Source organism: Mucilaginibacter sp. (assembly GCF_025359345.1).
Taxonomy (GTDB): domain Bacteria; phylum Bacteroidota; class Bacteroidia; order Sphingobacteriales; family Sphingobacteriaceae; genus Mucilaginibacter.
In genome coordinates this window covers 94,367-115,061 of the sequence record NZ_JANYGQ010000020.1, presented here as the reverse complement: position 1 = coordinate 115,061, position 20,695 = coordinate 94,367, and the positions used below count along the sequence as shown (strand labels likewise).

At 45.3% G+C, this 20,695-nt stretch carries 21 protein-coding genes and 1 tRNA gene; 14 read left to right on the top strand and 8 right to left on the bottom strand.

Annotation, left to right across the window (positions count from 1 at the left end; genetic code table 11):
- Positions 1-377: 377 nt before the first annotated feature.
- Entirely contained in the window at positions 378-1,088 is a 711-nt protein-coding gene (locus Q0R52_RS12050) for an SDR family NAD(P)-dependent oxidoreductase (RefSeq protein ID WP_295794917.1), read from the bottom strand.
- A gap of 36 nt (positions 1,089-1,124) precedes the next feature.
- Between Q0R52_RS12050 and Q0R52_RS12045 the strand changes: the two genes are divergently transcribed.
- From Q0R52_RS12045 to Q0R52_RS12035, 3 genes are all read left to right on the top strand, one after another.
- Entirely contained in the window at positions 1,125-1,508 is a 384-nt protein-coding gene (locus Q0R52_RS12045) for a hypothetical protein (protein WP_295794916.1), read from the top strand.
- A gap of 204 nt (positions 1,509-1,712) precedes the next feature.
- Positions 1,713-2,573 carry an RNA polymerase sigma factor RpoD/SigA gene (locus tag Q0R52_RS12040; RefSeq protein ID WP_295794915.1) on the top strand — a complete coding sequence of 287 codons (861 nt, stop codon included), beginning with the start codon at positions 1,713-1,715 and terminating at the stop codon, positions 2,571-2,573.
- 172 nt (positions 2,574-2,745) lie between these two features.
- Positions 2,746-4,002: an Hsp70 family protein gene (locus tag Q0R52_RS12035; protein WP_295794914.1), complete on the top strand. Its 1,257-nt coding sequence runs from the start codon at positions 2,746-2,748 to the stop codon at positions 4,000-4,002.
- Positions 4,003-4,251: 249 nt separating this feature from the next.
- On the opposite strand, the gene Q0R52_RS12030 is transcribed toward Q0R52_RS12035, so the two are convergent.
- A complete protein-coding gene (locus tag Q0R52_RS12030) occupies positions 4,252-4,470 on the bottom strand; it encodes a hypothetical protein (protein ID WP_295794912.1) in 219 nt (72 codons plus the stop codon).
- Positions 4,471-4,767: 297 nt separating this feature from the next.
- Between Q0R52_RS12030 and Q0R52_RS12025 the strand changes: the two genes are divergently transcribed.
- The 5 genes from Q0R52_RS12025 (at position 4,768) to Q0R52_RS12005 (ending at position 6,774) form a co-directional block, all read left to right on the top strand.
- The gene (locus Q0R52_RS12025; RefSeq protein WP_295794911.1) at positions 4,768-4,986 is read left to right on the top strand and encodes a hypothetical protein; all 219 of its coding nucleotides are present in this window, start codon (positions 4,768-4,770) and stop codon (positions 4,984-4,986) included.
- Entirely contained in the window at positions 4,983-5,546 is a 564-nt protein-coding gene (locus Q0R52_RS12020; protein WP_295794910.1) for a LuxR C-terminal-related transcriptional regulator, read from the top strand. The genes Q0R52_RS12025 and Q0R52_RS12020 overlap by 4 nt, the downstream gene beginning before the upstream one ends.
- Positions 5,543-5,974: a hypothetical protein gene (locus Q0R52_RS12015; RefSeq protein WP_295794909.1), complete on the top strand. Its 432-nt coding sequence runs from the start codon at positions 5,543-5,545 to the stop codon at positions 5,972-5,974. The genes Q0R52_RS12020 and Q0R52_RS12015 overlap by 4 nt, the downstream gene beginning before the upstream one ends.
- On the top strand, positions 5,971-6,186 hold the full coding sequence (locus Q0R52_RS12010; protein WP_295794908.1) for a hypothetical protein: 216 nt from the start codon (positions 5,971-5,973) through the stop codon (positions 6,184-6,186). The genes Q0R52_RS12015 and Q0R52_RS12010 overlap by 4 nt, the downstream gene beginning before the upstream one ends.
- Before the next feature lie 336 nt (positions 6,187-6,522).
- A complete protein-coding gene (locus Q0R52_RS12005; protein WP_295794907.1) occupies positions 6,523-6,774 on the top strand; it encodes a hypothetical protein in 252 nt (83 codons plus the stop codon).
- A 181-nt stretch (positions 6,775-6,955) separates the two neighbouring features.
- On the opposite strand, the gene Q0R52_RS12000 is transcribed toward Q0R52_RS12005, so the two are convergent.
- The 5 genes from Q0R52_RS12000 to Q0R52_RS11980 all read right to left on the bottom strand — a co-directional run bounded on the left by Q0R52_RS12000 (position 6,956) and on the right by Q0R52_RS11980 (position 13,207).
- The gene (locus Q0R52_RS12000; protein WP_295794906.1) at positions 6,956-7,729 is read right to left on the bottom strand and encodes a phage integrase SAM-like domain-containing protein; all 774 of its coding nucleotides are present in this window, start codon (positions 7,727-7,729) and stop codon (positions 6,956-6,958) included.
- A 125-nt stretch (positions 7,730-7,854) separates the two neighbouring features.
- Positions 7,855-7,926, bottom strand: a tRNA-Arg gene (locus Q0R52_RS11995).
- 84 nt (positions 7,927-8,010) lie between these two features.
- The gene (locus Q0R52_RS11990; protein ID WP_295794905.1) at positions 8,011-10,374 is read right to left on the bottom strand and encodes an ABC transporter permease; all 2,364 of its coding nucleotides are present in this window, start codon (positions 10,372-10,374) and stop codon (positions 8,011-8,013) included.
- A gap of 241 nt (positions 10,375-10,615) precedes the next feature.
- A complete protein-coding gene (locus Q0R52_RS11985) occupies positions 10,616-11,881 on the bottom strand; it encodes a BamA/TamA family outer membrane protein (protein ID WP_295794904.1) in 1,266 nt (421 codons plus the stop codon).
- Between the two features lie 240 nt (positions 11,882-12,121).
- Positions 12,122-13,207, bottom strand: coding sequence for an FtsX-like permease family protein (locus tag Q0R52_RS11980; RefSeq protein ID WP_295794903.1), 1,086 nt, complete (start codon positions 13,205-13,207; stop codon positions 12,122-12,124).
- Between the two features lies 1 nt (position 13,208).
- Between Q0R52_RS11980 and Q0R52_RS11975 the strand changes: the two genes are divergently transcribed.
- The 6 genes from Q0R52_RS11975 (at position 13,209) to Q0R52_RS11950 (ending at position 18,379) form a co-directional block, all read left to right on the top strand.
- The gene (locus Q0R52_RS11975; RefSeq protein ID WP_295794901.1) at positions 13,209-14,237 is read left to right on the top strand and encodes a hypothetical protein; all 1,029 of its coding nucleotides are present in this window, start codon (positions 13,209-13,211) and stop codon (positions 14,235-14,237) included.
- Positions 14,238-16,376: a phage tail protein gene (locus Q0R52_RS11970; protein WP_295794900.1), complete on the top strand. Its 2,139-nt coding sequence runs from the start codon at positions 14,238-14,240 to the stop codon at positions 16,374-16,376.
- 2 nt (positions 16,377-16,378) lie between these two features.
- Positions 16,379-16,690, top strand: coding sequence for a hypothetical protein (locus Q0R52_RS11965; RefSeq protein WP_295794899.1), 312 nt, complete (start codon positions 16,379-16,381; stop codon positions 16,688-16,690).
- Between the two features lie 26 nt (positions 16,691-16,716).
- Entirely contained in the window at positions 16,717-16,953 is a 237-nt protein-coding gene (locus Q0R52_RS11960) for a hypothetical protein (protein WP_295794898.1), read from the top strand.
- A 1-nt stretch (position 16,954) separates the two neighbouring features.
- Positions 16,955-17,521: a glycosyl hydrolase 108 family protein gene (locus Q0R52_RS11955; RefSeq protein WP_295794897.1), complete on the top strand. Its 567-nt coding sequence runs from the start codon at positions 16,955-16,957 to the stop codon at positions 17,519-17,521.
- 216 nt (positions 17,522-17,737) lie between these two features.
- A complete protein-coding gene (locus Q0R52_RS11950; RefSeq protein ID WP_295794896.1) occupies positions 17,738-18,379 on the top strand; it encodes a DNA adenine methylase in 642 nt (213 codons plus the stop codon).
- 234 nt (positions 18,380-18,613) lie between these two features.
- Here the strand turns inward: Q0R52_RS11950 and Q0R52_RS11945 are convergent, their stop codons facing one another.
- Positions 18,614-20,323, bottom strand: a complete 1,710-nt coding sequence (locus Q0R52_RS11945) for an ABC transporter permease (protein WP_295794895.1) — start codon at positions 20,321-20,323, stop codon at positions 18,614-18,616.
- Positions 20,324-20,695: the final 372 nt, after the last annotated feature.

The window sequence follows — 20,695 nt, the reverse complement described above, 5'->3', positions numbered from 1 at the left end:
GGATAGTTGCTCACTTTTAAAGCGAATAATTCCCCGGCCAACTTATACTGCGTCAACCTTAAAGCATAATACCCCGGGTTATTGACCAGAGCGTAAACCTACGTTAAAGCACCGTTCCCCGAAATTCGGTTATGCCAACTAACCCGGGATGTCTGCCATCTTGTTCATTTCATCTGCGAACCGGGGCGAGCGCATATCGGTCAAAGGGGCGTTCAGCAAGGTTTTACTATGCGATGAGTTGTTCAATAAATCAAAAGAAGAAAATAGTGCAAGAAAACTTTGGTAACTATATATTAGGGGTGTTGACTACAATGTTCATGCGTTGTCTGCAATTTTGGGACATGTTGCGCCCGGGCTGGGTTGGCGATAACAAGCGTTTAAAGCGAAACACCGGTGAGTTGGGCACATTGCTCCAGCAAGCGGTCCTGCATGGTCCTGTCGTCCGCAGAATGGTTATAACGCGCTGATTTTTGATGATGAAAATATTGCCCGCTGACCAAAGTGCCGGGCTCGTCACTGACCGCCAGCCAAACCTGCGTCTGGTAACCCTTTTCCAAATCATCCGGTGCACCAGCGCCGCCCATTTTAGTGGGCACCCAGCCCGGATCGACCGCGTTGGCATATACTTCCGGCCATTTCCTGGCCAGGGCTTTTGCGAGCATTAAAACGTGCAGTTTAGTATCCGAATAAGACGGCCGATCCGTCCATTCCGGCCTGCCTGATAAATGCATGCCCGAACTCAAATATACCAGGCGTTTCGGCTGGTGCATCATTGCCGTCAGGATATAGGGCGCCAGCGTATTTACAAACAGCAGTTGTTGCGCCCCGGTCTGGTAAACACCCGCATTATGGATCACGGCGTCAAATGGTCCTAAAAGATTTACTTTCTCTGCCAGCGCTTTAATCTCCTTTATGTCGGACAAGTCCGCAATCAGCACATCCGCTGCGCCGGACACCTGTTTCAGCGCTTCCTGGCCACGTTTTTCATTCCTGGCATGGAGTACAACTTCATGCCCACTTTTAACTAATTGCTTTGCCGCCAGCTGGCCTAAACCATCCGCCGAACCTGTGATAAATATCTTCGCCATGGTATTTTATAACAAAGCAAATTTACCTTTGTTGTGATGAAAAAGCCCATGCCTTATGATTTTCTGCTGGATTACCTGCCGGCTTCGGTAGTTATCAAACCCGCCATAGGTATGTTCTATATTTATTTTGAAGGCAAGATCGTCCTGATCTTCCGGAAAGTCGCTAAAAACCTTCACCATAACGGCATTTGGATCGCCGCCCACCGGGAAGATCATAACAGCTTAAAAGCTGAAGTCCCCGCTGTAACAGACTTTGACTTTGGCGGGGAAGCCTTTGAACCCAACTGGCTGCAACTCCCGGATGGCCACGATGATTTTGAAGAAGCTGCAATTGCGCTTTGCGAACTCATTTCCCACCGAGACAAAAGAATTGGTAAAACAACACCAAAGGCAATTCAGTTGACTGCCCCTAACAAGTGACCTGAAAAATCACCTTTTTACGTGTTATGACATCTAAATAACACTATTTTTTGCGGCTATGCTTATCTTTGTACGTTAAAGAATTCAGCATACCTTTCTCCGCAGGCATCAGTACGTTACTGCCATCTCTCAGAAGATTATTTCTGCCCGTCGCGTATCCTAAGGCACCGGATCTTTAGCATTCACATTAAATATTAAAAATAAATGAGGCAACTTAAAATTAGTGAGTCGATCACCAATCGCGAGACCGCATCGTTGAATCAATATTTGTCAGATATCGCAAAGATTCCGATGGTTACTCCGCAGGAAGAGGTGATCTTAACGCAAAAAATCCGTGAAGGCGACCAGGCCGCTTTGGAACGGTTAACCACCGCGAACCTTCGATTCGTGGTTTCGGTGGCTAAACAATACCAGAGTTCGGGACTAACGCTCGGTGATCTGATCAACGAAGGCAACGTTGGGTTGGTTAAAGCCGCGAAACGCTTTGACGAAACCAAAGGTTTCAAATTTATATCCTACGCAGTATGGTGGATAAGGCAATCCATACTGTCGGCCATCAACGAGCAATCACGTATGGTCCGGCTGCCGTCGAACAAAGTTGGGGATATCTCCAAAATTGCCAAAGCCGCATCACAGCTGGAACAGCAATATGAACGGCAGCCGACGCCGGAAGAACTTGCCGAAAGCTTGGAGACCACTGCCGAAAAGATTAGTGATGTGCTGGGCCATTCCGGCCGGCATATCTCCTATGATTCACCTTTTTCAAGTGAAGAGGACAATACTTTACTCGATGTGCTGCAAAGTTCCGAACCGGGGACGGACAAGGGTTTGATCACGGAATCTTTATCGATAGAGGTTGCGCAAAGCATGCAACTGCTGGGCGAAAAAGAAAAAGACGTATTAACCCTGTTTTTCGGACTGGGTGACGGGCAGGCGCATAGCCTGGAAGAGATCGGGGATAAATACGACCTGACCCGCGAAAGAGTGAGGCAGATCAAAGATAAAGCACTGGCCAGGCTTCGCGCCAGTTCCCGCACCTGGGTATTGAACGGCTACTTAGACTAAAATTTTTAATATCGTCGCAGGTCATGACAGATCTCCAGCGCTTCAATATCTGTTGGCTTTGCGACGCGATGACCGCACCCGTAAAAATCCAGGAACAGTATTAATACCGGTGCCGGGGCTTTGATTCCAGCGTATTTTTTGATACTTTCGCCGCCCTTAAATTTTCAATGTTATGAAGCGGTACCTGTATGGAATTGATTTTGGAACCACCAATTCGGCGCTGGCCATCTTCGATGAAGAAACAAAAGAGATCCACAGTACCATTATCATCCCCTCGCTGATCTATTTTCACCAGGAGCCCGGAGCAGGTTATGTGGTTGGCGAAGCTGCAATCGAAGCCTATTTGAGCGATAATATGCAAGGACGTTTTATTAAGTCGGTGAAACAGATACTGTCCCGGAGCAGCTTCACAGAAACCCGCATCCATAATAAACGGTACAACGCACCCGACCTGGTGGCGATCATTTTAAAAGAATTAAAACAACGCGCAGATCAGTTCACCGGGCACAATTGCCGCAAAGCGGTGATCGGCAGGCCGGTATTTTTTAATGATGACGATACCCAAAAGGACACCTTGGCCCAGACCCGGCTCAGCAAGGCCGCAGAGCTGGCCGGCTTTACCGACGTCCGCTTCCAGTTTGAACCCATAGGCGCGGCTTTTGCCTATGAAAAAACTCTTACAAAAAAAGAAAACGTACTGGTCGCCGACCTGGGTGGCGGCACAACAGACTTTACCTACCTCGTGCTCGACCCGGCCAGAGCGGGCAGCAAGGACCGGCAAAACGACATGATGGCCAACGGAGGCATCTACGTAGGCGGTGACAGTTTCGATTCCGCCTTCATGTGGGAGAAAGGCACGCCTTATTTTGGAAAAAATACCCGCTACGAAGCTACGCCCGGTAAAGTGCTGACAGTGCCGGTATCGCTGTTTGCAAATATCTGCTCCTGGGAACAAATGAACTTCTTTAACGGCCTGCGGATCAAAAAAGATATCGAGGATTACTATTATTTTTCAGGAAAAGACCCGCTGTTCAAAAACCTGGTCACCCTGATAGACAATAACCTGGGCTATTCGGTTTTCCAGGCCATCGAAAAAACGAAGATCACGCTTACAAATGCAGACACCGCCAGCTTCAGCTACCATCAAATGGGGATAGCTATCGATGAGCGCATCCCCCTACCCGATTATGAACAGATCATTGCTAAAGATGTGGCGCGGATAGCGGGTTACCTCGATAACTTCATGCTGCGGAACAATATCGATCCCCAACATATCGACAGCCTGTTTTTAACCGGCGGTACTTCAATGGTAAGCAGTATCCAGGCCCTGTTCAAAACCAGGTTCCCGCACGTCAAGCTGAATTCGGGCGACAACTTTAAGAGCGTGGCCAAAGGTTTGGCTTATAGTGGATATTTGTTCGAAAACTAGGGAGTATTTTTTGTTCAGAAACGACTAAAATAAATGTGGCTAAATGAACGTAGCCTAAGGGGACATCGAACGCTAAAAGCACATTTTTTAGACTTAAAAGCTATTTTTAAACTATAAATAAATATAACTAACAAAAAACCCCGATTCCGAAGCTGAAATCGAGGTTTTTGAAATTTTGTGCTCCCGACGAAATAATTTCTTGACCTGTCATTCAGTTGGTTAACTATAATTGTTGGAATCTAATTTGCCTTAACGTGTGTTTTTTTGCAACGACTGGTTATACTGCTCCAGCATCTCGTTGTATTTCTCCAGGAGTTTGAAATATTTATCCTTGTAATAGTCGGCCTCCGAAATATTCCCCTTTGTGCTCATCTCATAAGGCGCGGCCGGCTCTTTTAAATGAAACTTCAGCGCCGCCATTTCCGGGATCTCGTCCGAAAAATCATGGCCCAATGCTTCCGAATACATTAACAACCGCTCCAGCGATAGATCGGCCGTCTCGACATGTCGGGAAATTGTCTTGACAGTCCACGGCAATTTATTAGCAAGTTTTGTCTTGTTAATACGGTTTCTGACGATGTAATTGGATAAAACCTGGCCCCTGTGTATCACGGAATGTAAAATAAAGGTTATTCGCTGGACATTTTTTTCACTTTATATTTTGAAATGTCCATTTAATGTCCGATTATTGTGGACATTATATAGACATTTACTAGACAGCAAGTTGACATTTTATCATTTATCAAACAATAACCTTTAAGTGTTATGACATTTTCAGCTATAGAAATAGAAAAAATCAGGGCGGAATTACCGAGGGGCTCACTTAAAAAATTAGCGGCTCAACTTGGGCTTTCAGAAAAATCAATTGGCCGGGCCTTAAAAAGCGAGTCTAAAAATGACGATGTAATAATCGCTGCCGCAGAGATGGTGGCCTCACATAAGGATAAAGTAAAATCAGCCAAAGACACCATCGCAGCCTTATGAACCTTCCAGCAGGCATATTCCCAACCGATGACAGCATCGAGTTTTTCCGCTCCCCTATCGATGCGGAAAAATGCTTCGCCCTTACCCGCGGTCGCGTATGGCGGGTTAAGGACCTGCCGGCAGATATCAAAGCAATGGTAATAACCGATATCGACGCGCACCCGGCAAAGCTCCGGCAACTGGTAGCCATGGGATATGCCGGCGATGATTTACTTGAGAAATACTGCAGCTGCGTTTATGGCCTGTTTGACGACAAGCCGGATTACGCAGACGGCAAATTCATTCATTCCGAATATGTGCAATGCCCGGTGCGCGCTACATGCCCAGGCAACGGAATTTTATGTAATCTGCTTACTGTCGGCCAGGGCAAGGCCTTGACCGACCGGCAGACGGATATCCTGGCGCACATCGGTAGGCGTCGGTTAAACAAAGAGATCGCCGGCGATCTGAACATCAGCCCGGAAACCGTGAAAATTCATGTTAAAAATATCCAGTTAAAAGCAGGCCTGATGAATAAAAAGGACCTGGTTTGGCTGGCACACCAAAAACAACTGGTATGATAACCGCCGAAGCAACCCTATATCCGACTTACCTGCACGTGGTTTACAAGTACCCCGACAGCAAGCCAAAGGAGGTAGACTTCCCTGGAACTAACCAGGTGATACTGATAGGCCGGGCTAAAAAGGCCATGTATGCCGAATTGCGGCTTTACATAATTAAGGTGTTAACTGGCTGGCTGCACCAGCGCATGTACGTTTTTGAAATGATACACAATGCTGCTGCGCTTAAGCAAGCTGCAGGCCTGGTAGTACTGATAGGAGTTTACGATAAGCACGGATACTGGCAGCTGTGCGACCGGGTTAACAGCAACCGCGCGGTATTTGAGGCCCTTGCGCCGGCCGAGAAGTCGGAGCATTATGTGATTTATCAAAACCGCGTGCTGCCGGTGCTTGAGCATTGTCAAAGGATATCGGAGGGGCAGGAATGAGCATCTTGTTTATGGAGGCACTGCTGCAGCTTTACCGGCGCCGCAAAGGGTTAATATACAGGAGGCAGCGCGACCCGGACTTTGCCAGTACATTGGCCAGTTTCGAGCTGCATTGGCTGGAGGCAATGATTGAAAAATATTTAGACCAATATGACATCAGCGAGCTGACGGATCACCTGGCCATGTGTAATAGAAAGAATTTTAAAAAGTGAATAGCCGGTTACGCTTCCGGCAATATTGGGGAATAGTTCTTTATACCGGTTTGTCAAAAGGCTTAACCGGTTCGGGCCCGGTACCCCGCCGGAATTAGGCATCGTTCTTTATATGCTATATACTAGATAATCATTCATTAACCCGAAGTGATTTAAGTTTCAGTCTGCCGGCCCGGCAGATATTGGCGCGCGAATGTTCTTTATGATCCATAACACCCCGTCATTGGATAGCGATAGAATAGGTTTTGTAGTCGGTTGCGCCGCCGGCATTTTCACCCAAACGCCTCGCCATAACACGGCGGGGTTTTGGTGGTAGAAACCATTTAATAACAAACTATGGACACAGTAAAATCACCAACAGTAGGTAGAATCCTCCATTATTTTCCAAACGGTGCAGACCCGATTACAGCAGCAAATAACGCTCAGGTTGTACCTGCAATTGTTGTACAGGACTTTGGCAACACTATCGTAAACCTGTCAGTATTTCCCATGAATCCTGACGCCACGAATGTTTTGCGCTATTCCGTGCATCATAAATCCGAAGCGTTCGAAGGACAAGCTTACTGGGATTGGCCGGAGATTAAGTAAGATCCTTTGACGGGCAGGAACAGCGGTGGTAGTCTGATAAACACAATTACGCTGGAGGCCGCAGTCGTGCACCAAACGCCTCGCCATAACACGGCGGGGTTTTGGTGGTAGATGGCAAGGTGCCATTCTTGTTACAAGGTTTAGGTTGGAGTCCCCGAGCTGCGAGGGTGAGGGGACTTTCTTAAAAATCAATTAAAAACATGAGCACACTTAACTTAATCATGATCATATATAACTGCTGCATTCTGTTCAATTCTTTTTCCTCAAGCCAAACGGGATTGCTTTCCTGCATCGATATCACGAAGTTTTTATAGTCCGGGTTAATTGCTACGTTATGCCGGGCAGCATAAGACAGGTAAGATTTTACATGTTGTATGCGCATCCAAACCGTGTTTTCGCCAACTTTTTTGCGCAGGTGATCGGCAAACCCTTCCAGCAGCGCAGCATCAATACGGGTTATAGGTAAATCCTTATGTTTTAAAAAAGCGGTAAACATTCGACAGGTACCGGCTTGTTTTTCGGCCGTGCTCTCCTTTATCATGTCATTTTTAATTTTTGTCTTCTGCCTGTCGATGACCGCCTGGGTCATGAATTCGCAAAAGTTAGTGCCCTTACGGAAAAGGTTTGCCCCCTTCAAGATATCATCAAGGGAGAATTGCCGGTCTTCTTTTACAAAGTTCATTACGATGCCCCAATACTTATTACGCTCCCGCTCAATAATAGCGTTATAGGTTACCAGGTCGGGGTCTTTTTTAAATCGCTCCAAAAGCTTTTTGTTATCCCAATCAAACTTATCCTCCGGCCATTTAAGGTTCGGTAGTTTAACCGGTTTGTGCTTTCCGCCCACGATGATTTGTAGGTAAAGAGACACATATTCGCCTTTTCTTACGCGCTGCTTATTGTACCACAGCTGCACAGTGCATTCGGACATAGTTATTCCCTGAATTGGTTTCATAGAAATGTTGGAATTTTGTTGAGTGAAAAGGCCACACTCTTCCAATCATGAAGTACTAAAAAACGCCCCTGATTTGGGCTAAGGGGCGTTTTTGATTTTTTGGGATTTTTAACTTCCCGTAAAAGTGCTCCCGACGAGATTCGAACTCATATCGATGGTACCGGAAACCATAATTCTATCCGTTGAACTACGGGAGCAATGCTGCAAATATAGAACAAATCGGAATTTAAACTTACGAAGTTTTGAAAACTCCGTAAGTTTTTGTGGATATGGTACAGGTATTATTCGCTTTTTAAACTTTTCACCGGGTTGGTAACGGCTACTTTTATGGTTTGATAACTTATTACCAAAACGGAAATCAACAAAATAACAAAAACAGGCGATGCCAGCAGCCACCAGTTTATGCTGATGTGGTAGGCATAGCTTGTGAGCCATTTATTCATTATAATCAGGGTGACAGGTATGGCAATGACCGCCGCAATGGCCACAAGTTTTACAAAATCCTTTGCCAGTAGCACCAGCAACTGGTTTAGTGCGGCGCCCAGTACTTTGCGGATGCCGATCTCTTTGGTGCGCTGTATAGCAATCAAATGGGCCAGGCCATACAAGCCGAGACAGGCAAGGATAATAGACAGCAGCGTGAAATAATTAAACAGCCTGATGCTGGTAACATCCTTTTTATACAGATCATTTAGGGCAGTATCTATAAATTCGTAATTAAAGGGATAATCGGGGAACCAGGTTTGCCAGGCAGTTTTAACCAGCGGCAGGTATTTGGGGCTTATTTTTACCAGTACAGCGGCCGGCTTTGGCCCTGTGTAAACAAATACCGTTGGCGCCACCGGGTTGTGCATCGATTCGTAGTGAAAGTTTTTGATAACACCTAATACATGCCCTTCATGCTCCATCCCCTTGATAGGCTGACCAATGGGCTGCTTCCAGCCAAGCTGTTTAACAAATGCTTCGTTTACTATAAAGCCTTGCTTTTTATCGGTGATCATTTGTTCCGAGAAATTACGCCCTGCTAACACCTGCATTTTCAATAGCGGGATAAACTTGTCATCAATAGAAAAGTAATTTGACATCAGTTCGCGCTTTTTACCGTTGGCTGTAACCATGGTAGTTGATTTTGCCTGCCCGCCGTTATCAACATTCAAACCGCTTTGTACCGATGTGCCTTTTACCTGGCTCATTTGTTTTAAGGCGTTATTAAAAGCGGGTAATCGTGTTAGTGCCACCGAATCATCAGGCAGCGATACATTAAGCACCTGGCTTTTATCGTAACCCAGCGAGCGGTGTTGCACAAAATTAATTTGCTTGTTCATAATAAACGCACCGGCTATCATCACCGTGGCAACTACAAATTGGGTAACGGTGATAACTTTGCGCAGGGTAAGACCTTTTGCCGCATGTTTGAAATTTGCCTTTAGGGCAGCAACCGGTGTAAACGCCGACAGCACAAACGCCGGGTACAAACCCGTAAGCAGCGACGACGCCAAAACCAATCCGCAAATCAACAGGAAAGTAAAGCCCGAACTAAAGAATGAAATTTTTATTTGCAGCAAGTCATTTAAAAGCGGCAGCATGGCCAGGCTTAGGCCGATAGCTATCACCAACGCAATCAACGTCACAAAAAACGATTCGAACAAAAACTGGCTTACCAGGCTGGCCTGCACCGCGCCGTTTACTTTGCGCACGCCCACCTCTTTGGCCCGTTCGGCAGCGCGCGCCGTGGACAGGTTGATATAGTTTAACAGCGCTATAAATAAAATAACGCATGCCAAAACCGAAAAGATGTAAACCAGCTGCTTATCCCCTTTCGGCGTGTCGCCCAGTTTGCCAACGCTGAAATGCACATTGGCCAGCGGCTCGGTATTAAATTCAACGTAGTATTTGGTAGCGCCTATTTTATTAAACTCCAGCTGGATGGTTTCCTTCGAAAATTTGGCGAGCTTTTTTTCAAATGCAGTGGCGTTGGGCTTTTGCTTAAACAGTACATAGGTATAAACCGAAAAATCATCCTGCAGCCAGCTGGTTGTTTTATAAAACTCGGCAGGCAGCAGTATGGTAAATTTAAGGTCGCTATTTTCGGGCAGGTCTTCCAGCACGGCGCTTACATGGTAAAGTTTACCGTTGCAGGTTATGGTTTTATTAAGGGCACTGCCCTTGCCAAAGTATTTTATGGCGGCGGTTTTGGTTAGCGTTAACCCATGCAAATCGGTAAGTGCCTGGGCGGGGCTGCCTTCGGCAAACTTATAATCAAATACATCGAATATATTGGCATCGGCGGTATAAACATCATCTTCTTTGAAAATCTGACCGTTTAGTTTTATCACACCTTTGGTTGGTGCAAAACGCACCGCCGTTTGCACTTCCGGAAAACTGCGGTTTAGCGTGGTGCCCAGCAGCTCGGGCGTTAGCGCCATGTTGATGTTATCGTTTTCGGGTGTGTGGATAACATTGCTGACCCGAAGTATCCTGTCTTTTTTGGTATTGGCAGCATCGAAGCTTAGCTGGTAATGTACATACAGCGAAATGAGCAAACAGGCTGCTATCCCTATCGATAATCCGCCGATATTGATAAATGAAAAACTTTTATGCCGGATAAGGTTGCGCCAGGCGATTTTTAGATAGCTTTTTAACATAAGGTTTTCAATTATTGTTGCCCAAAGCTAAGGCATTGAAGTACCAGGAAAAAGCGCAGTTGCTGTGATTAACAGTTATTTAACAGGTTTTAACAAGAATTAACGATTGTAGTCGGGAAAGTCCGAAAGACGAGAAAGTCCGAAAAGACGGGAAAGTCCGAAAGACGAAAAGAAGAAGGGTTTGAAAGAAAGTTAACTTAATCAACTCAATCCAACCTAATCAACCTAATCAACCCAAAAATTAAAACGCCTCGCCTATATCAATAAACAACCCGTTACTACCTTGCCGGCCGAAGCCATAATCGATGGTGATATTGGTGTTTGAGGTTTTGTTAAGTTTTAATCGTAAGCCGGGGCCGTAGCCTGGTTGTATGCGCTGCAGGCTTGTTCCAGGCGCGGCTGAAAACGATTCGCCGTTTAAAAACACCACGCCACCAAGCAGGCCGTTGCGGGTGATTTTAAAGCGATATTCGGCTTCGGCATATACCATTTGCGCACCCCGGAAACGGCCCTGTATGTAACCGCGACCCGTGGCGGTGTTGCCGTCCCATTGTGTGCTCGGTAAATCAAGGTAGCCGGGTTTGCCGCTTAAAATCAGCCAGTCGTAATTCCAGAATGCGAGTACGTTGTCCGAATTTTCGGGGAACCTGATGTATTTGCGTACATCCAGTATCAGCGACCGCCATGGCATGCTGCTGCCAAAAAACTCATAATTGTCGCGGTATTGCAGGGCGGCATATCCCCCTTTAAACGGGTTAATGGCATTGTCCCGCGAGTCGAGCACCATGTTGAAGGTAAGGCCCGAGGCAACGGTGTGCGAGTGCTTACCATAGGTTGTATAATCGTCGGCTGTTCCGTTACGGTTGCCCTTGTCGGATATATTCCAGTGCGAGTCGAAAATGAAGCCGAGGCCGGCGTATAGATTGCCAACCACATGGCGCTGCACTGTTTGGTAAAATTTAAAAAACGAGTAATCCATCGGATCTTCGTTTTTGATATTCGAGTTGCTGCCGAGTCCGTATGTACTTTGCGGGTATTTAAAATATTGGTATTCGCCTACAAAGTTGTAGGTATTGTCCTTGCTCCAGATGTTGGTTTGAATAGGCAGGGTAAACTGTTTATTCTGGGTGTACGATGTGCTGGCAATTATTGTGGAAATACGGGACTGCGGCGCTGTTTTAAAAATTGCATTACCCGATATCACCAGTGCAAACTTTGAAAGCAACGTATAACCGATAGCCGGCGCAATAGAGATTTCAGGTTTGCTGGTAATGCTGTCGACCGCCGGTGTGGGTTTGCTGTGAAACAATTTCGACAGTGCATCACCGATATCTTCCTGTTTAGACAATGGCACTTTTGGCTGACGCTCCAGGGTATCAATCCGGATAGTATCTTTTACAATTCCGTTGCGGTGTACGGGTATCCGCTTAATGGGAACCGGGCTTTGCTGTGCATAAAGCCTGGTCGATACAAATAAGATAATAAAAATCGAGAGAAAAAACTTCATGCAACCCTGTTAAACAACCGGGCTGATTGATATTCAACACCCTTGTAAATGCGCCCTGAACAACCGGTTTATAATTAGGCGCCAAAGTAGTAATTCTGTTACATAACGGAAGTATTTTTTTTCAGTTTGAAAAGGTGTTCATAGTTCATAGCTGCAATTAGGGCCGTACTTCTTTCCTTGACTCTTGATTCTTGGCTCTTGACTCTCTTTTCCATGAACTATCAACCATGAACCATGAACTCACTCTGACCGCAAACTTTTCACCGGGTTAGTCAACGCCGCTTTTACCGTTTGGAAACTCATGGTGGCAAATGCGATGATAACCGCGAGCAAACCCGCCACAATAAACACCCACCAGCTTAAATCAATACGGTAAGCAAAGGCCTGCAGCCAGCTGTGCATGGCAAACCAGGCTATGGGCGATGCTATTAAAATGGCTATCAGCACCAGTTTTATAAAGTCCTGCGCCAATAGGCCAACCAGCCGGGTTACACTTGCGCCCAGCACTTTGCGCACGCCAATTTCGCGGGTACGTACCTGTGCGGTATAGGCGGCAAGACCTAGCAAGCCCAGGCACGATATAAATATAGCGATGGAGGCAAAATAGTTAAACAGCGAGCCTTCCCGTTGTTCCGACTGGTAGAGGCTGTTAAATACATCATCAAGGAAAGCGTAGCCAAAGGGGTATTCGCCGTTGTATTGTTTAAACTGCGCACCGGCTGCTGCAAGTGCTTTTTTGGCATCTTTTGTAGTGGTTTTTACATACACGGTGCTGAAATGTTGCGGCTGGTACCAAAACACGGCCGGGGTGATTTTTTCCTTCATCGATGCATAATGAAAATCCTTCACCACACCGATGATCTTACCCTTAATGCCCTGCATCATAAAACGCTTGCCAATGGGGTCTTTAAGGCCCATTTGTTTGATGGCCGCCTCGTTCAGCACAAAATGGGCCGTATCACTCACAGCACCGGTAAAGGTATTGCCTTCGGCCATTTTCATCTTAAAAAAGGAGGTAAAATCTTTGTCGATAACTATGCAGTGCACAATAAAGGTGGTATTCGGCTCTTTTCCATCCCAGTCGTTATCCCCGGTGAAGCCACCGAAACGCACTATGTTTTGGTTCGACCGGGTAACATCGAGCACGCCGGGGCTTTTTAACAGCTCAGCTTTAACGGCATCATAGTGCTTTGCCGCATCGCGCATCCAGAACGAGAATACGTTTGTTTTATCGTACCCCAGTTTTTTAGCACGGATATAATTCAGCTGACTGGTAATAACTATAGTACCTATTAATGGCGTTACACTGGCAACTTGGTCCGGCACATTGTGTATTGCAGCGGCAGCTGCCGGTATAGGCGTTACCAGGTTTGTTAATTCATTTGGGGACAGCACATTGGCCAATGATGCCACACGTAACCCGCAATCAATTATTATTGCGCAGCAAGGAACCGACCCAATGACAATTACCTTTAAAGGTACACAGGGCAGCGGCGCAAACAAACATGAAGGTCGCGGAGGCTGGAAAATAAGCGATTATGCAACTGTTGGCCGAACATTTTACAGGTTTGATTTGACAGGCTTGGCGAGTAACCCAGGTGTTGGCGATATTTACTCCAGTAATGGTAGCCAATTCACAGTGCGCGAGGTAAATATTACAGCGGGTACGGGGTATTTCTCAACCGAGCGCACCACTGGCTCAACTACGCCAACAGCAGGGCCATCCACGCTTACGAAAGTTAGCGGCGTAGGCCCCGCCAGCATAAGCTATAACACTACATCGGTGGCAACTGGTAACCCGCTTTGGGACGGTACTGTAGTTAATTACAGCCATTACCTGATCGCCAACAGTATAGTAATGAACTCGGGGGACTGGTTTACTATTCACCTTGGAATTAATGACGTTTTTGGATTTACCGACGATGGAAGCCTATTAGCGACAATAAATACCATGGTTATACAGTTACGCGCTATTTTGACCAGTGTTCACACTGCTGTAAGCGGTATCCGGTGCGGCATTATGATAGCGATACCCCCTGCAATTTCACAGGATGGCTTTGGTTATAGTTACTTAACCGGGCAAACACTTAAGCGGTATTATAAGAATATACAAGCTTGGCAGATGCGGTTAATTGCGGAATTCAGCAATTCCACCGAAGAAACTGCTGGTAATTACCTCATACCTTTTTGCTGTGTGCTCGACCGAACCTACAACATGCAAAAGGCGCTTTACGCTGCCAACGATTGCAACAGTGCCGACCAGGTAAGCATGCAAACCAACGGCGTACACCCGGCACCGGGCGGGTATGACCAAATAGGGATACAGCAAAAAGCAGTAATTAAATATTACGCGTAAATGCAATATTATATCAAACGTGGCAGCGATGTAATCGCTACAGTAAAGCCGACCGGGCAGCAATCAAAAAAGATTATGGGCGAGAATATCGTTACCATGAACATTGACCTGCCCGGCCCTGCTGATTTTCAAATTAATGACTACGTGGATGTTTTTGTTGATGACAATATTGAACGTTATTTTTTGTTTGATTTAGCTGACGTTAAAAAAGCATCGAGCAAAGAGTTTAATTATACGGTGACTTTTAAAGGCTGGCAATATTACCTCGACAACGCCGGGTACCTATTCCCAGATGCTGATAACGCATATACCCTGTCAGGGCAATCATTAATGGGAACGCTTGATACGTTTGTCGACTTGCTGATAGCTAACGCCAACCGCGACCAAACTGGCTGGGTAAAAGGGACCGTTGATACTACCGACTACCGAAACCTAACATTTAATACCGACGACAGTTGCCTGAGCGTTTTAGCCACGCTTGCTGCCGAGTTTAATGTAGAGTGGTGGATTGATGGACAAACTATTCATTTGACAAACCGTGGCGATATAGAGTTATTTTCATTGCAATATGGGAGGGGTAACGGATTGTATAATATCAGCCGGACTACGTCAACCAATAAAAAAATGGTTACCAGGTTATACCCCTATGGCGGAGAAAAGAATATTCCTGCCGACTATAAAGGGTTCTCTAACCGCCTCAAGCTTCCCGGCAGTATCCCGTTTTTAGAAAAAAATGTATACATAGGAGACGATTCAGCTAACGGCGTGCTATATGGTGTAATTGAACGCACCGTAACCTTTGATGATGTCTACCCACATCGCACCGGAATTGTTACCACTGTTACTGACCAGTTTAACTTTATTGACAGCGCGATCGACTTTGATTTAAACGTTGTAAAACTTGCGGGCATTACCGCCCATCTCACTTTTAATACCGGCCAGCTTGCCGGGTATACCTTCGAGATAAATTCATTCAATAATGCAACTCAATCATTTAAGATAAACCCAAACCAGGATGACAAGGCTTTTATTGTTCCTACAGCCCTCATTAAGCCCGCTGTGGGCGATGAATATGTAATAACTGATATTGCCATGCCATCGGGATATATCGACGATGCAGAGGCTGAATTACAGGAGCGGGCACAAGCATATTTAGATGCTAATTGTAACCCGATAGTTAGTTACCAGGTTGATTGTGACCCGCTAGATTTTAAACGGAAAAACACCATATTAAAACTGGGTAATTATGTGCCTGTTCAGGATGACGATTTGGGCCTCGATGCCAATCTAAGGATAACGTCATTTACTCGTGACTTACAGGTAACATGGCTATTTAAGCCCGAACTTTCGGAAACTGTAGCCGTTAGCCCGGTTGTGCAGCGCGCTGTTGCCAACGAGAACCTGAAAAAGAATGTTACCAATATTGGCAAAACAACAAACTCGGCCTATAACAACGCATTGCAGGCAAAAGCCACAGCTGACGGGGTAAAGGCAATTACTGATTATTGGGGCGTAACTATTGATGCGCCACATGGCCTGATTGCATCAGGCACATTATTGGTAGGCGCTGGCCCTGTTGGCAACGCAGGTATCACCGGCGTGATTGATAATGTAGTAAGTGGGGTTGATAAATCTGTAAGGTTTTGGGCGGGCGCTGATTATGCCCATAAAGATACCGCGCCGTTTAGGGTCAATAATGAGGGGAAAATGATTGCTACAGCCGGTTTTATTGGCAATTGGAGTATAGATACTGTTGGCTTAGTTAACGATTCGACTAGAGATGTTTATTTAAAAACTATAAAAAGGAATGGTAGCGGTGCCGTTATAGCACAAGCTTACATTGGTACAGATGGCAGTAGTGGTCTTGACGCGGCTGTAGCTGTATTTCAGGCAGTTGACACTACATCATCTATCAATATTGCGCTGCACTGTAAGGCAGCAGGCGCTACGATATCAACGGGCAACATTGCCGCTTATTTAGAAGGGGGATTAAGTATAAAAGATGGGTTTATAGAAATAAGCGTTGCGAGTACTTTATACACCGGAATTACGCAAGATGTAGAATACAATAGGGGTAGCGATACCTGGGTATTGCATTTTGTAAACGGCATTTATGTAGGCAATAATATTAAACCATAATTATGATACTTTCAATTAAAGACAGGTTGGTGTTTCCGGCAATATTTGCAGCGAATAAAGACACGATGACAGAAGCGAGTTTGCAAAGATATATAAGGGCATTAACAGCAATTACAGAGCAAGAAACCAAGCATATAAGCTTGCAGCCTGCTCCAAATGGGTTTATATGGGATGCTACGAAAGGCATTGACAAAGAATTTACACTGGATGCGACACAAACGGCCTATCTAAAAGAAACTATATATACATTAAGCAGATCGGGCGGCGTTACACAGGATTTATTGCCGCTTTGCGAGAAAATACATGCGCTTTAAACACCATTTAAATACCCCTTAATTTTATGAAACTATTAGATTTTATTCACAACACCAAAGCACAGGCTGCGCTTGCTTTCGTCATTATTATTGGCGTTCCAGTATTATTAGTATTCGGGCATCTGAAAGAAACTACCGAAGGCCGTTTACTGGATATAATGTATCTCGCACCTTCGTTTTATTTCATAGCGAGTAAATCGGGTGCCGATAAGGACAAAGCAATCGCTAATCTTACCGCTCCACCTGCCCAAACAACTAATTAAAATGGCAGATTTCCTAACAGCTTACAAAAGAACCGTCCTCGGCATCGAGGGCGGTTACGACCCCGGCACTAATGAGGCTGAAACCTATCGCGGGATAGATCGTAGCCAAAATCAAAAGTGGCCGGGTTGGGCATTTGTAGATGCCATAAAGAAAGGCAATCCAAGCATCACAGTAGCCCAATTAAACACAATATTAAACGGCAACCAGCAGCTACAGGCGAATGTACAGGCGTTTTATAAAACAAACTATTGGGGTGTGCTGAGCCTGGATAAGATTGTGAGCCAAATTAAGGCTAATGCACTGTTTGATTGTTCGGTTAATCCCTGCATTGTTTCTGTGATCAGAGCCGCCCAGATGGCCTGCAATGTAGTTAAACCCAAGGTTTTGACTGTGGACGGCAAGTATGGCAATCAAACATTCAGCTGTATCAACGCTTTAGACGAACGCGATTTTGATTTAGCCCTATCCGCCATTCGCGCAGCTCACTATTACGAGCGTGTCAGCCTGTCGCCATCGCAGGCGGAATGGCTTGGAAGCTGGCTGTATAGAAGTCAGCGGCAAGCTTAATAAAGACATATCTAAAATAGGGTAAGCAAAGCAACTAACCCCTATTAAAATTTATATGTCAAACGTGAAAATGAAAACGCCGGTTAGCTACTACGGCGGGAAACAAAAGTTAGCTGCAAAAATTTGTTCTTTGATACCTGAGCATACGCTTTATGGTGAACCTTTACTGGCGGTGGCGCTATCTTCTTTGCTAAAGAGCCATCCTCTGTCGAGGTTTTGAATGATACCAATAAAGAGTTAATGAACTTCTATAAAGTAGTTCAGAATGATTTTGTGAGCCTCGAAAAGGAGATTAGGATAACATTGCATAGCAGAGATTTGCACCGTAAGGCCTCTGTTATATACAACAATCCTGACTTATTCAATGAGATAAAACGGGCATGGGCAGTTTGGTTATTAAGTACGCAAAGCTTTGCCTCAATGCTCGACAGTTCGTTTGGATACGACAAAGCCAAGAACACCACTACAAAGAAGATCATTAACAAGCGGGATGCATTTACGGAAGACCTTGCAATAAGGCTTCAGAACGTTCAATTAGAGAGTGCTGATGCTTTATATGTCATCCGAAGCCGGGATGGTATAAACAGCTTCTTTTACTGCGACCCGCCTTACTTCAACAGCGATTGCGGCCACTATGATGGCTATAGCGAACAGGACTTTGAAAACCTGCTAATAACGCTAAGTAAGATTGAAGGTAAGTTCCTACTGTCGTCCTATCCAAGTGATGTGTTGATGCGATATGCAAAAGAGCACGGCTGGCACATGTGGTCGGTGGAGCAGAACGTAACCATAAATAATAAATCGGGCTATGTAAAGCGAAAGGTTGAAGTGCTGACCGCTAACTATCCATTAGGTTAAAAAAGAGCCCGGACGGATAAAAGCGCTAACATTCACCACAACAACGCGCCCGAAAGCGCGATGCGTCCGGGCTATACCTATAAAGGGTAAACAAAGCCTCGGCATGATGTTGAAGTGAATGTTAGCGATGCAAATGTAATAAAAGAAGCCTGTTTAAAGACGATTTAAACAGGCTTTAAATGTTATTTTTCTGCGGTTTTCGTTTTAGGCTATGTGCAGGTTTGGTTTTTGCGATTATAGCACTACAGTTTTTGGGTCGGTGGTAACAAAATCTTTCGAAAACACCCTCCCGACAACAAGCTTTGCGCCATAGGCTTTCAGGTAGTCGAAATCGCCGCCTATAACGCGGTATTGTTTGCCCTCGCTTTCGGCGGTACCAACCAGTTTTATACCACCGGCGTTCCATTGCACTGCCTCGCCGGGGATAGAGGTGGATACGGTTACGCTTTTCACGGCTGCATTGCGCAAACTTTCGTTCTTAAACGCGCTCATGCTGCGGTAAAACGAGTCGACCTTTGCCAGTGGCGGCTTAATGATCAGCGTTTGGTTGATATTAATACCGAGGCTCTGTTTTTCCATAAACTGTATCTGCTTAAACACGGTGAGCGAGCCAATCAGCAAAAATATGGAAGCAGCAAACTGGAATACAACCATCCCTTTTCGCAATAAAATACCACGCGGCGATGCGGAAAGTTTGCCCTTCATCACCTCAACCGGCTTAAAGTTCGACAACACCATGGCAGGGTAAAAACCTGAGAAGAATGAACCTAACAGGAACAACCCGACAACCCCGGCCCAAAATGCCGGCTCGATAAGCAGCGTAAGACTAATATATTGCCCCGATATAGCCGAAAAAACCGGCAGGAACACAATAATTAAAGCTATAGCAACTATAATAGCCAGCCCGTTGAGCAGCATGGCCTCCATCATAAACTGCGCAACAAGCTGTCCTTTTGCCGAACCCAGTGTTTTGCGTACGCCAACTTCTTTCGCCCGGCCTATGCCGCGTGCGGTAGCCAGGTTTATATAATTTATCCAGGCTATAATTATCACAAATATGGCTATGCCGGCCAACAGGTATACTGATGTACCGTCGCCATTAGGTTCCGCCTCAAACATCAGGTGTGATTTTAAGTGGATGCTTTCCAGTGGCTGCAGGTAATATTTGGCTCCGTCGCCGTCGGCTTTAAACGCCGCATATTCTTTATTCACATACGGTACAAACTTCGCGTCAAGTGTTTTAGGGTTAACGCCGGGCCTTAATAAAAGGTAAGTAAGGCAGCCATCATTACGCCACTGGTTATCAAGGTCTCTTTTAGGGCCCACAAATTTTAAAAGTGTTGCATAAGACAGCAATACATCTGATTTAAAGTGAGTATTAACAGGAAAATCCTTAATAACGCCGGTTACTTTTACAGGTTGGTCGTACCCGAAGTTCAGCAATTTACCAACCGGGTTTTCGTTGCCGAAAAGTTTCTTTGCATTGGTTTCAGTCAGCACTACCGACATTGGCTCCTGCAATGCTGTTTTAGGGTCGCCACTGACGAACTGGTAACTGAAAATATTAAAAAACGAATTACCCGCAAAATATGTTTTCTGCAGGCTCAACCGCTGCTCTTTATAAATAGCTAATACCGGGCCGGCCTCAACTACTTTTACAAAATCTTCAATTTCCGGAAAATTGGCTTTGAACTTTGTACCTACAGCAAATGCTCCTCCCGCCCATTGGGTGCTAAGTTTGCCGTTGTTATACCTGTCCTGCGCAACACGAAACACCCGCTCCTTTTTCGCATGAAAATTATCATAGCTTAATTCAAATACCACGTACTGAATTATCAGCAATCCGGCAGCCATACCTATGGCCAGCCCTACTATGTTGATAAACGAGAATGCCTTATGTTTTTTAAGGTTACGGAAAGCGATGAGTAAATAATTTTTTATCATGACGGGTGATTTTTGTAAAAGGCCTCCGGCTAAAACTATGCCGTTTTTATAATTCATTAATTATCAATGCGTTATGGTATATCTATTTTAAGCGTACGTACGATAACAGTATGGTTATTGCACGCTGGCGAACAGTTTAATTCCTGGATTTGCGTTATAAGACGCCTTTAGAATAATATGGTTGCATAATTTATTTTTTGTAGAGACGCGATACTTTGCGTCTCAGAACATGTATGTCGAAAATGCATAATAATTGCCTGCACGCGGGAGACGCAAGTATTGCGTCTCTACATTATAAAAAACTTCTCACTGTAAATCAATACTTTACAATTTAAATACTATTAGATTAGTATAAATACTAATTGATTAGTT

Bases quoted from the DNA above. Each gene is read 5' to 3' on its own strand.
- Q0R52_RS12000 (WP_295794906.1), bottom strand. From the start codon at position 7,729: ATGAAACCAATTCAGGGAATAACTATGTCCGAATGCACTGTGCAGCTG.
- Q0R52_RS12015 (WP_295794909.1), top strand. From the start codon at position 5,543: ATGATAACCGCCGAAGCAACCCTATATCCGACTTACCTGCACGTGGTT.
- Q0R52_RS12025 (WP_295794911.1), top strand. From the start codon at position 4,768: ATGACATTTTCAGCTATAGAAATAGAAAAAATCAGGGCGGAATTACCG.
- Q0R52_RS11990 (WP_295794905.1), bottom strand. From the start codon at position 10,374: ATGTTAAAAAGCTATCTAAAAATCGCCTGGCGCAACCTTATCCGGCAT.
- Q0R52_RS12045 (WP_295794916.1), top strand. From the start codon at position 1,125: ATGAAAAAGCCCATGCCTTATGATTTTCTGCTGGATTACCTGCCGGCT.
- Q0R52_RS12010 (WP_295794908.1), top strand. From the start codon at position 5,971: ATGAGCATCTTGTTTATGGAGGCACTGCTGCAGCTTTACCGGCGCCGC.
- Q0R52_RS12050 (WP_295794917.1), bottom strand. From the start codon at position 1,088: ATGGCGAAGATATTTATCACAGGTTCGGCGGATGGTTTAGGCCAGCTG.
- Q0R52_RS12035 (WP_295794914.1), top strand. From the start codon at position 2,746: ATGAAGCGGTACCTGTATGGAATTGATTTTGGAACCACCAATTCGGCG.
- Q0R52_RS11970 (WP_295794900.1), top strand. From the start codon at position 14,238: ATGCAATATTATATCAAACGTGGCAGCGATGTAATCGCTACAGTAAAG.
- Q0R52_RS12040 (WP_295794915.1), top strand. From the start codon at position 1,713: ATGAGGCAACTTAAAATTAGTGAGTCGATCACCAATCGCGAGACCGCA.
- Q0R52_RS11965 (WP_295794899.1), top strand. From the start codon at position 16,379: ATGATACTTTCAATTAAAGACAGGTTGGTGTTTCCGGCAATATTTGCA.
- Q0R52_RS12020 (WP_295794910.1), top strand. From the start codon at position 4,983: ATGAACCTTCCAGCAGGCATATTCCCAACCGATGACAGCATCGAGTTT.
- Q0R52_RS12030 (WP_295794912.1), bottom strand. From the start codon at position 4,470: ATGTATTCGGAAGCATTGGGCCATGATTTTTCGGACGAGATCCCGGAA.
- Q0R52_RS11945 (WP_295794895.1), bottom strand. From the start codon at position 20,323: ATGATAAAAAATTATTTACTCATCGCTTTCCGTAACCTTAAAAAACAT.
- Q0R52_RS11955 (WP_295794897.1), top strand. From the start codon at position 16,955: ATGGCAGATTTCCTAACAGCTTACAAAAGAACCGTCCTCGGCATCGAG.
- Q0R52_RS12005 (WP_295794907.1), top strand. From the start codon at position 6,523: ATGGACACAGTAAAATCACCAACAGTAGGTAGAATCCTCCATTATTTT.
- Q0R52_RS11960 (WP_295794898.1), top strand. From the start codon at position 16,717: ATGAAACTATTAGATTTTATTCACAACACCAAAGCACAGGCTGCGCTT.
- Q0R52_RS11985 (WP_295794904.1), bottom strand. From the start codon at position 11,881: ATGAAGTTTTTTCTCTCGATTTTTATTATCTTATTTGTATCGACCAGG.